Origin of the sequence: Nostoc sp. FACHB-888 (genome assembly GCF_014696655.1) — a bacterium.
In the GTDB taxonomy this organism is placed as follows: Bacteria; Cyanobacteriota; Cyanobacteriia; order Cyanobacteriales; family Nostocaceae; genus Nostoc.
The window spans coordinates 1-11302 of the sequence record NZ_JACJQM010000143.1 but is presented as its reverse complement, the minus strand read 5'-3'; the positions used below and the strand labels follow the sequence as shown (position 1 = coordinate 11302).

The window sequence follows — 11302 nt, the reverse complement described above, 5'->3', positions numbered from 1 at the left end:
AGTAACTATATTAAACGCTGATTTCTTCGTTGAAACAGAATCTGCAAGGACTGGTCTCAAAGCCTTGTAAATATTGGCTTGCGAGTTTTCGGATGGGTCTATTAAACCCCACATTAATCTATAGGATTCCTATTTAACCCGATTTGATGGGACTGGTATCAAGTGGTATACATGAGATAATAATGATGAATGATGAATTATTAAAAAGGCTAGAAAAACTTATCATGGGTTAGATGGCCATATTCTTGAAAATAAGTATAATTACATACTGAATGAAGCCGTCAAAATCTTTTTGTAATGGAGTGTCGAAATGACATTAGCTACAACTCCACAAACAAAGCCTTTAACAGATGAAGAATTACGTAATATCAACGCTTACTGGCGTGCAGCCAACTATCTCTCTGTTGGGCAAATATATCTACTCGACAATCCACTGCTGAGAGAACCGCTAAATCTGGAACACGTCAAACCCAGGCTCTTGGGTCACTGGGGAACAACACCAGGGCTGAACTTTATCTATGTTCACCTGAATCGCGTCATCAAAAAATATGACCTAAACACAATCTATATTGCTGGCCCTGGTCATGGAGGCCCTGGACTGGTAGCTAACACCTACCTAGAAGGCACTTACACCGACTATTATCACAACATCTCCCAGGATGCTGAGGGAATGAAGAAACTCTTCAAACAGTTCTCTTTCCCTGGTGGTATTCCCAGCCACGTTGCACCCGAAACGCCTGGTTCGATCCACGAAGGCGGAGAACTAGGTTATGCCCTCGTCCACGCTTTCGGTGCAGCCTTTGATAACCCTGACTTGATTGTTGCTGCTGTTGTGGGTGACGGCGAAGCTGAAACAGGTGCTTTAGCAACTAGCTGGCATTCCAATAAGTTTCTGAACCCCGTGCATGATGGAGCTGTACTTCCAATTCTCCACTTGAATGGGTATAAGATTGCTAATCCAACAGTACTCGCACGGATTAGCCATGAGGAATTAGAAAGCTTATTTGTCGGCTACGGCTACAAGCCCTACTTTGTCGAAGGTGACGATCCCGCAGATGTCCACCAGCAAATGGCGGCGACTCTAGATATAGCGATCGCCCAAATTCAAAGCATTCAGAGAGAAGCCCGTGTACACGGTTTCACCGAACGTCCGCAGTGGCCAATGATTGTCATGAGAACCCCCAAAGGTTGGACAGGACCCAAGGAAGTAGATGGCAAAAAAACCGAAGGTTATTGGCGATCGCACCAAGTTCCCTTGAGCAACATAGCCAAACAGCCAGAACACCTCAAACTCCTAGAAGATTGGATGAAGAGTTACCAACCAGAAGAACTCTTCGACGCTAACGGTACACTGATCCCAGAACTAGCAGAACTGGCTCCCAAAGGTCATCGACGTATGGGTGACAATCCCCACACCAACGGCGGCATTTTGCTGCGTGACCTGAAAATGCCCGACTTTCAAGACTATGCCGTAGATGTTCTCAAACCAGGGCAGGCGATCGCTGAAGCTACGCAAGTTGCAGGAACTTTTCTGCGGGATATCATGCAACTTAACCAAGAAAGCCGCAACTTCCGCATCCTCGGTCCTGACGAAACGGTATCAAATCGCTTAGGCGGTGTGCTAGAAGTTACAGAGCGGAATTGGGCAGCCCAGATCCTTCCGGAAGATGACCACCTTTCCCCTGACGGTCGCGTGATGGAAATTCTCAGCGAAACTTGCTGTCAAGGATGGTTAGAAGGCTACCTCCTCACAGGACGTCATGGGTTTTTCTCTTGCTACGAGGCATTCATTCACATCATTGACTCGATGTTCAATCAGCACGCCAAATGGTTGAAAACAACCAGAGAAATTCCCTGGCGTAGACCGATTGCTTCCCTCAATTACCTACTCACCTCTCATGTTTGGCGACAAGACCATAACGGCTTTTCCCACCAAGACCCCGGTTTTATTGACCATGTAATCAATAAAAAAGCAGAAATCGTTCGCGTGTATTTGCCCCCCGATGCCAACACTTTGCTATCGGTAACTGACCATTGTTTAAGAAGCCGCAACTATATCAATGTCATCGTTGCTGGAAAGCAACCAGCATTGCAATACCTCGACATGGATTCTGCTATCAAGCACTGCACCAAAGGCATCGGTATTTGGGAATGGGCAAGCAACGACAAAGGCGGCGAACCAGATGTAGTACTGGCTTGTGCTGGGGATATTCCCACCTTAGAAACTTTAGCGGCTGTGGACATTCTGCGCCAGCACTTTCGTGATTTAAAGGTGCGTGTAGTGAACGTAGTCGATTTGATGACACTACAGCCAAAAAGCGAACATCCTCACGGTTTGAACGAAAAAGATTTTGACACAATTTTCACTACAGATAAACCGATTATTTTTGCCTTTCATGGCTATCCTTGGCTGATTCATCGCCTAACCTATCGCCACACCAACCACAATAATTTGCATGTGCGTGGCTACAAGGAAGAAGGAACCACCACCACTCCCTTTGATATGGTTGTGCTTAATGATCTTGATCGCTTTCACCTAGTAATGGACGTAATTGCTCGCGTGCCAAAACTAGGATATAAGGCAGCTTATGTCAAACAGGAGATGCAAGATAAGCTAATCGAACACAAGCACTACATTGAGAAGTACGGCGACGATATGCCGGAAATTCGTGATTGGAAGTGGCCGTATTAAGAGCAGATAAGAGGAAAGAGGCAGAGGGGAAACTGTTCTCCCTGCTTCTCCCTTTTTTAGGATTCGTGAAAAGCAGGGGAGCAGGGAGCAGGGGAGAAAAAGTGAGGTACAAAATGCCGGGATCACGCATCAAATATAAAAAGTTTCGGCGTTGCATATTTACGGGATGATTTCGTAACTTCTAAAACTCCCCCCTGCTTGGCATAAGGGACTTCCAAGAAATAAATTATTCCAATTTCTGGACTCAACACGACTGTTCCTGCCCCCTGCCCCCTGCCTAAATGCGATGGGATGTTTTTTTGTTTGGAAGTCCCTAATCTTTTCACTTTGCAGTGACAAGTACTTTAAGTTACTTAATGCATCAATCGCTACCTACTTTTCTGGTTGGCGCTAAGATAGCTATGTATTTTTTGGAAGTATAAATATGCCTCAGACCTTTTATGTAAATCCAGTATCAGGTAGCGATGCCAACCTTGGTAGCCAACAAGCCCCCTTCAAAACTATTACCAAAGCTCTTAAAGCATCTACAGATAACACTAAGATTCAACTAGCAGATGGTAATTATAATGCTGCTAGCGGTGAAGTTTTTCCAATAACGGTTCCATCTGGTGTGACAGTAGTAGGTAATGAAACCAATAAAGGCAATGGCATTTTGATTGAAGGGAGTGGTAGCTATCTAAGCCGTACTTTTGCTGGTCAGAATGTAACATTTGTGTTGCTGGATAAAGCCGAAGTTCGCGGAGTGAGTGTAACAAATTTGGCTAGTCGTGGTAGTGGTGTCTGGATTGAATCAACTGCTCCTACTGTTGCTAATAGCACCTTCAAAAACTGTAAGCGGGAGGGAGTTTTTGCTACAGGCGATGCTAACCCAGTTATTCTAGGTAATGTGTTCAGTGAGAATGCAGCCAATGGAATTGCGATCGCTAAAAATTCCAAAGGTCAAATTCAAGATAATACCTTCTCCAAAACAGGTTTTGGTATTGCCGTTAGTGATACTGCATCACCCCTACTTCGAGATAATAAAGTTTACGAAAACCGTTCTGGAGTTGTTATCTCTGGCAGCGCTCGTCCTGTTTTGCGTAACAATGTCTGTGAAAATAACACTGACGATGGCATCACAGTAATTGGAACTGCCCTACCGGATATCGGCAGTACCAATAATCCAGGCGGCAATACTCTACAAAATAACGGTAAATTTGATTTGCAAAATGCCAGTTCCAACAAGCTGGTTTCTGTGGGAAATAAAATAAATACGTCTAAAGTCACGGGAAACGTAGAGTTTGCAGATAGTTCGGTTCCGACACCTACGCCTACTCCCACTCCTGCTCCGACACCTACGCCTACGCCCACTCCCGCACCTACGCCTACGCCCATTCCCACTCCGACACCTACGCCCACTCCCGCTCCGACACCAACACCCACTATCGAATTAACCGATATTACGAATCATTGGGCAGGTGGGTTTATTCGGGAATTAGTTAAATTGGGAATAGTTAATGGTTTTCCCGATCGCACATTTAAACCGGATGCTACAATGACGCGGGCGCAATACGCCGCATTACTGGTAAAAGCTTTCAACCCACCCTCAAACCGCCCCGTGGTCAAATTCAAAGATGTACCAGTAGGCTTCTGGGCATCGACAGTAATTCAGCAAGCATATCAAGGTTCATTTCTCTCTGGTTTTCCTGACAATACCTTTGCTCCTAACAAAAATATCCAGCGCGTGCAAGTGATTGTCTCCTTGGTGAATGGATTGGGGTTATCTGCTGATGGTACAGCATCCATCAAAACTTTCGATGACCAAGCAAAGATTCCTGATTATGCCAAGGATGAGGTAGTAAAAGCTATAAACAAGGGGATTATTGTCAATTACCCGAACCTTAAACAACTCAATCCTACCCGCGATGCTACACGTGCTGAGGTAGCGGTGATGGTATACCAAGCCCTGGTAGACGCTGGTCGTGTAGCGGCGATTAACTTGCCTTATATAGTGACTGCTTAATTGGTAAAATCAGATAATCTGAATTTTTACTATTTAAATACGGCGTTGCTAAATCATGGGATGATTTCGCCCAATTTAGAACGAATTACCAATAGTTTCACCCGCCAATTCGTCCCGCATTTATGCAACGCCTTAAATACGCTCCCACACCAACTCGAAAACCTGCTCAACACCATCACTTAAAACTGGCGTTGTTAAGAGCGTCATTCGGCTCTCACTCAGAGTAAAAGTGCGAACTAACGTTGTACCGACCCGATTAGGAATCGATGCAATTTCGATCTGGTGATTCACTGTGTTGCCATTCAGTGTATAAGTTCCGGCATAAGCATTGAATGTCGTGAATGCTTGAGCAAGCTCTTCAACGGGTAGAGATTGCATCTGTGAATTTAGCGGCGATTGAACCTCTTGACTCAACGGTGAGCGTTAGCGAAGCTCTTCCGAAGGAAGCTCGCTCTTGGCAAACATCACCATCATGTGACCATCCAAAGTGTAAGTGATGTAGCCAACTGGATTTTTTCCATACACCTCTGGAGCCACCGTTCCGTCAGCATGAATAGCAGTTGCAGAAATTAACTTCCAAATGCCAATGAGCGGGTTATTCTTAATCGATGGTGTAGACATAATGTTTAGCCGTTGCTTCATAGGTTTCTGCTAAAGTAACGGGTTTCAACACAAAATCAAACTCGGTCGTCTAAAACGGTTTACTTTGATTTTGCGTCTTGAGTTTGTGTCGAGAGTTGTCACTTACCTACTTATACCAATTCGCAATTCGCAATTCGCAATTCGCAATTACGTTTTGTGTCGGGGTCTAAATCCCCGTCACAAAACGCGCTGCTTGATAGAAGCAGGGGACTTAAACCCCTAAAGTTTGTTAAAAAACTTAGATGCAGCAAAGCTTTCAGGGGTTACATCTGTATCAGATTTTTCGTGAAATGGTATTGTATTACTGCTGGAAATAATCACGCCAACTTTGGGGTAAAGCTTCAAGTTGAGCAGCACGGTGAAGTAATTCTGGATTATCTTCCGCACGCACATAAAGTTGAGTGATATCGGCAACAGTGACGTTGTTATCGTCCCGGCTTACCAACTCTAAAATGTCTCCAGCTCCAACTTCGCCCTCTTGCAAAACACGGAAGTAAAATCCGGTTCGACGACTGGCGAGAAATCGTTTAACCATATCAGGTCGTCCAAACCGAATCCCAAGTTTGTAGCAGGGTAGGCGAGGTTGTGTCACCATCAGTTTCACTGTGCCAATCTGAAAATGATCGCCAATGTTCACTTCCTCTTCTCTCAGCCCAGTGGTCGTAAAATTTTCACCAAAGATGCCTAACGGCAACTCTGTGTCAGGCAATTCACCTCGCCAGTAATCGTAATGCTCAAACGGATAGACATAAACTGCTTTGTCTGCTCCGCCATGAACGGTGAGATCAGCTTGCCCATCACCTTCCAAATTAAGCGATCGTACCATCAAGCGATCGCTAACTGGCTCCTTGAAAATTCCAGTGCTGACTGTTTTCTCTTTCCAGGTTACTTCACGTGGAAATCCTACGTTGACAGAGATGAGTTTCATCTTTAGCTCCAAAGTTTTGGACTGTATTCGATTAGTTTCCCGCAAAACCTGGAGGCGTTGTTCAAACCTCTGCCAGATTTTGCAGTCACGATTTGTTTGGCACTGTGGAGGCGACCCATGAGTAGAAAAGAAAAATGTTGCTGTGTGCCTTCGCTCAATGCCTTTCAACAATTGCTAGACACCATTAAACACAAGCGAATGCGCTGAATCTGGCTGCCTATCGCCTCAATTGTCAATTGCCCCTAACGCTTTCAAGGTAGTTCTTTGAGCTACTGTCAACCCGGTTGCTCCTTGAATATTCATACCTTCATACAGGCGATTGACCGTCAACGTTTCGATACAGCATCCTGTTTGCACATTCCAAAGCTTGATTGTGCGATCGTCACTACCACTGAATAGGATTTGACCGTTAGAGTTAAAGATCACTGACTGAACCCAACCGCTATGTTCATCTAAGATGTGGAGGCAATGCCCCGTTTGCAGATCCCATAGTCGAATGGTTTGATCGACACCGCCACTTGCCAGGGTATTACCTTGAGAACTTATGGCAACCGTCCAGACGGCTCCTGTATGCCCCTGCAAAACCTTCAGACATTCTCCAGTTTGCACATCCCATAATCGAATGGTTTGGTCGTGACTGCCACTTACCAGTCGATGACCACTCTTGTCAAATGCCAGTGCGAAAACGGCGCCCGTATGTCCTTGCAATACCCTTGAACATTCTCCAGTTTGCACATCCCATAATCGAATGGTGAAATCAAAACTGCCACTTGCCAACCATTGACCGCTCTTGTCAAATGCGATCGCGCGAATAGCGCTTTGGTGTCCGTGTAACACATGCAAACAGTGATGCGTTTGCACATCCCAAAGTCGCACGGTGCAATCATAACTACTGCTTGCCACAATTTGTCCCGTTGGGCTAAACAGAACTGTCCAGATCGATGCGCTGTGCGCTGACCATCGATTGAGGTGCCCAGTTTGGATATTCCATAAAGCGATCGATTCATCATGTCGATTGATCGCCAGCGTTTGACCACCGGGACTAAAGCTGACGTTGCTGAATGATGAAATCCGACGGGTCGGGCTGGAAAAAGTTTTGTAGGGGTGAAGTCGTGGCAGATTGCTATCCAGCTGCAAACGCCACACCTGAATCGTTTCATTCTGACCACTACTTGCAAGCAGTTGACCATCTGCACTGAGACTCAGGGAGTGAACCCCACCCGTATATCCACGCAACGTTTTCAGGTTTCGTCCACTCTGTAAATGCCATAGCCGCACCGTCTGGTCTTCTCCTGTGCTGATCAACAATTGATTGTCGGCACTAATAGCAAGCCCATAAACATCGTGGGTATGACCCTCAAGTACATGAATGGATTGCCCGTCTTGCACATCCCAAAGGCGCAAAGTGCCATCGCGACCACCGCTCACTAAGAGACGACTATCCGGGCTAAAGGCGATGCCCCAAACAAAATCGGCATGTCCTTGCAGCAACTTGGCACTAGAATTTATGGAATGGGGGTTTAGATGTCGATCGTAGGACAGATAATTGCTCCACAATCGAATCGACCCATCCCGGCATCCGCTAGCAAGCAGTTGACCATCCGGGCTGTATCGCACACACCGAACCCCGCTGGTATGCCCCTGTAAGACACTCAGGCAGTTGCCATTGCTCACATCCCAGATCCGAATCGTTGTATCATTACTGCTACTGGCTAAGGTTTGCTGATCGGTCGCGAAGTGGACAGAATAAACACTCTGGGTGTGTCCTTTCAATACACGGAGACACTGCCCTTGCAAATTCCATAAGCGTACCGTTTTGTCATCGCTGCAACTCGCTAATTGCTGGCCATCGGCACTAAAACTCACTGACCAAACACAACCTTTATGTTCTGTTAGCACCTGCAAGCAGCTTCCACTCTGGATACCCCACAAGCGCACCGAACTATCACTACTGCTGCTGGCTAAAGTTCTGCCATCGGGACTAAAGGCAACCGACCAAACCCAGCCTTTGTGTCCTGAAAAGATGCCCAGAAGTTGGGCTGTGCTAATGTTCCAGAGATAGATGTTGCCATTGGAATCGCCAACGGCAATGGTTTGTCCGTCTGGACTCACGTCGACCGACCTGGCAACATTGAGTGTTTCTGAAAAGATGGATTTAGTTAAATCGGCATTCTGAAAATTGGCCCCGGCTAAATCGACCTGCCGTAAGTCGGCTTGCTGCACCACAAGACCGGAAAAATCCCAGCTGCGTAAGTCCACTTGAAGCTGCACCAGGAGGTTAATTAGGTTGCCTGCCACATATCCTGGTTTCTTTCCCTGTTGCGTTAATATGTGCCTTGCTTGTGCCTCGATCGCCGCTACACTGTCAAAGCGAGACAGCAACTGTTCCATCACAGGTTGCACAATTAAGCGCGTCTGAATCTCTCGAATGTAATCTTTTGCTTGTACTCGCACTAAGGGATGCGTTTGCCAAACCTTAAGCTGCTGCCTCTCAAATTCGATGCAAATTTGCTGCACGAATCGTCCTGTGACATATTCCATCACCACAGGTTGCAAGAAGAATAACCCATCGTTTTTTTCAATTAGCGTAGGCTTTGCCTTCTCGATTAGAGATCGCCTCAGTAGTGAGTTGATCAGATTGGGTAGACTTTGTTGAGCAGCAGGATCAACCACATTCTCTCGAATATCTGCGATCGAGACCGGCTCCCGATGAATTGCAAACCAGAATAGTGTTTTCTGTTCGGCTTCGGATAGGCGAGCGAACTGACGGTCTAGCAAATCGCGGATGTCTTCAAAAACTGCCAATCCTTGACTGAGATAGGGCAACACCTCGGTAATGCTGCCGTTAAATAAATCCCCAATTGCGGCTGCCAACAGTTTCAATGCCAGAGGATTGCCGCCGTAGTGATGGATCAAGGTCTGCCATTCGGCTTCTGAACCTGTAAACGCTCCTTTTTGCCGAAAGATGGCGCGTCCCTCATCAGGTGCCAGCCCGCTCAAGACCAGCGATCGCACCAGCACCTGTACACCTTCCATCAGTGCCATTTCCCGTGGCTTTTCTCGACTAGTGAGCAACAAACAACTTTGGTGAGACGTATCACCAATGGTTCTGAGCAACTGCCCGTAACCTTCGTAGTCCGAGAGCCATTGTCCCACTGGCTCACGCTGCAAAATGGTCTCAGCATTATCGAGAATCAATAAACACCGACGCGACCGCAGATATTGCATCAGTTTAGATATCTGTTGATCGAGCGTGGTAGGAAGAATGGGATCTTCCCCAAAAAGCGGCATGAAAAACTTCAGCAGGCTCGACAGGAGTTCATTCAGTGGTGGTGCATTAGCCAGGGAGCGCCATACAACAATTTCAAATTCTGCTTGCATCTGCAACGCAGCTTTGACGGTGATCGTACTTTTGCCAATGCCGCCAATGCCCAATACTCCAACCAGACGACACCGCTCAGATATAATCCACTGCCACAGTTGGGTCAGTTCTGCCTCACGCCCATAAAACGCTGAGGCATCGACCGCCGTATCCCAGTCTTGTTGGGGATTTGTCCAGTGGCTCTCTGTCTCTTGGGATGAGGCAGTGGATGTAAAGTCTGCCTGGGTCAATTCCAGCCCAAACGCCCGGAAGAGATACTCTAATGACTGACGATCAACGCCCAGTTCGCGCTTGAAAATGCGGGCAAGGGTATTTAGGGAGAGTCCGGTGCGATCGCTGATATCTTCCTGGGTGAAGCGCTTACCCCAGGTTTCGTCGGATTCCGCCTGCTGTTTTGCCGTCTGAAACTTTTGCCACCCTTGAGGCGATAGGATGACTCCTCGCACTCGAAAAGAAGTAGAGGAACCTCGTCTAGTTTTTGATGGGTTGGAATCCATAAGATCAGCCGATGGTGGAAAGGACAGAGCGAATCTTTTCTTAAGATATCGGGCGTTTCTTTAATCAATGACTCACGGGGAGTTTGAGCAACACAGATTGACAGACAAATGATTCCATTTTGGTTTGAGTATACCAGGTTTAATTGCTCCTAGCTTATTTTCTGCGGTCTTCCTCAACCACAGAACAATTAAATCGCGTTTTAACTCAAAGAACTTGAGTGGTCTAAATTGAGCGATCGCACAAGAATGAAGTTAATCGAGGTGGGCATTGAGCTTCACCAATCTAAAGGAGAAGAAGGTGAGCAGCGATCACGTAAACACTCAAAACAGGAAACTGCAATTCCAGAAATTTACCATCAGCATAACCTTGGCTACCCTTGCCGTATCTGCACAGCAGCACGCAGCTACTGCCAACCCGCCATCAGCATCTCACGCTTCAACTAAGTTATGAAGTCATCCTTCAACAGCTGGGATTACAAACAATCCAGTCTCAAGCAATCCCGTCTCAAACTCCTCAATCTCAAACAACTCACGCATTAATCGGAGCAACCTCATGACCCAATCTTTCTGGCTTTTTGGTTCTCGCCTCAATATCATTGCCGATCGCACAACAACCGAAGGTAAATACGATCTGATCGAAGGCTATTTCCCACCTGGCTCACAAACTCCTCTTCATCGCCACACGCGCTACTCTGAACAACTCTATGTCTTAGAAGGGGAGTTCACGGTCTGGACAGGTGAAAACAAAGCTGTGTTGAAAGCTGGCGAAACCTTCCTGATTCCTCCTGGTACCGCCCATGCGATCGGCGTTTTGAGCGACAAGCCAGCTCGCGGGTTGATGGTTGCTTCTCCTAGTGCCTTTGCACGACTAATTGCAGAGGTGGGAACGCAGAACGAAAACGAAATACCAGATATGGAGTTAGCTCAACGTATTTCTGCTGAAATTGGTGACGAAATTTTGGGATCACCTGATAATCTACCAAGCAAATGAGGCAGCGAGAAAAATAAACAGGACTTACGCAACTGGCACAGGCGATCGCTAATCACTGGTACTTTAGTACTATAAAAAGGCGTTTTAAAATCAGCCCTTTTTGGAATTGTTGATAGTAACTAATCAAGTAGATTCCAAGAAAAATTTTATGAGAGAATAAGTAGCAGG

6 protein-coding genes and 1 pseudogene are annotated in these 11302 nt (G+C 46.4%); 4 read left to right on the top strand and 3 right to left on the bottom strand.

Translation table 11 applies throughout. The features are described from left to right. Nucleotides 1–310: 310 nt before the first annotated feature. Together H6G26_RS33765 and H6G26_RS33760 are read left to right on the top strand one after the other, a co-directional pair. On the top strand, nt 311–2692 hold the full coding sequence (locus tag H6G26_RS33765) for a phosphoketolase family protein (RefSeq protein WP_190735375.1): 2382 nt from the start codon (nt 311–313) through the stop codon (nt 2690–2692). Between the two features lie 424 nt (nt 2693–3116). Continuing rightward, on the top strand, nt 3117–4694 hold the full coding sequence (locus H6G26_RS33760) for a DUF1565 domain-containing protein (protein ID WP_190735373.1): 1578 nt from the start codon (nt 3117–3119) through the stop codon (nt 4692–4694). Nucleotides 4695–4826: 132 nt separating this feature from the next. Here H6G26_RS33760 and H6G26_RS33755 read toward each other — a convergent pair. The 3 genes and pseudogenes from H6G26_RS33755 to H6G26_RS33745 all read right to left on the bottom strand — a co-directional run bounded on the left by H6G26_RS33755 (nt 4827) and on the right by H6G26_RS33745 (nt 10143). Then, a pseudogene (locus H6G26_RS33755) lies at nt 4827–5315 on the bottom strand (lipocalin-like domain-containing protein). 322 nt (nt 5316–5637) lie between these two features. Next, nucleotides 5638–6264, bottom strand: coding sequence for an MOSC domain-containing protein (locus tag H6G26_RS33750; RefSeq protein WP_190735370.1), 627 nt, complete (start codon nt 6262–6264; stop codon nt 5638–5640). A 225-nt stretch (nt 6265–6489) separates the two neighbouring features. Next, nucleotides 6490–10143 carry an NB-ARC domain-containing protein gene (locus tag H6G26_RS33745; RefSeq protein ID WP_190735368.1) on the bottom strand — a complete coding sequence of 1218 codons (3654 nt, stop codon included), beginning with the start codon at nt 10141–10143 and terminating at the stop codon, nt 6490–6492. A gap of 228 nt (nt 10144–10371) precedes the next feature. Between H6G26_RS33745 and H6G26_RS33740 the strand changes: the two genes are divergently transcribed. Continuing rightward, a complete protein-coding gene (locus tag H6G26_RS33740; protein WP_206757576.1) occupies nt 10372–10587 on the top strand; it encodes a hypothetical protein in 216 nt (71 codons plus the stop codon). A 109-nt stretch (nt 10588–10696) separates the two neighbouring features. Continuing rightward, nucleotides 10697–11134 (top strand): cupin domain-containing protein, encoded by a 438-nt coding sequence (locus H6G26_RS33735; RefSeq protein WP_190735364.1) that lies wholly within the window; start codon nt 10697–10699, stop codon nt 11132–11134. Nucleotides 11135–11302 lie beyond the last annotated feature (168 nt).

What these genes read in the sequence shown, in the direction of transcription:
- H6G26_RS33765 (WP_190735375.1), top strand. Translation starts at nt 311, where the DNA reads ATGACATTAGCTACAACTCCACAAACAAAGCCTTTAACAGATGAAGAA.
- H6G26_RS33745 (WP_190735368.1), bottom strand. Translation starts at nt 10,143, where the DNA reads ATGGATTCCAACCCATCAAAAACTAGACGAGGTTCCTCTACTTCTTTT.
- H6G26_RS33735 (WP_190735364.1), top strand. Translation starts at nt 10,697, where the DNA reads ATGACCCAATCTTTCTGGCTTTTTGGTTCTCGCCTCAATATCATTGCC.
- H6G26_RS33760 (WP_190735373.1), top strand. Translation starts at nt 3,117, where the DNA reads ATGCCTCAGACCTTTTATGTAAATCCAGTATCAGGTAGCGATGCCAAC.
- H6G26_RS33750 (WP_190735370.1), bottom strand. Translation starts at nt 6,264, where the DNA reads ATGAAACTCATCTCTGTCAACGTAGGATTTCCACGTGAAGTAACCTGG.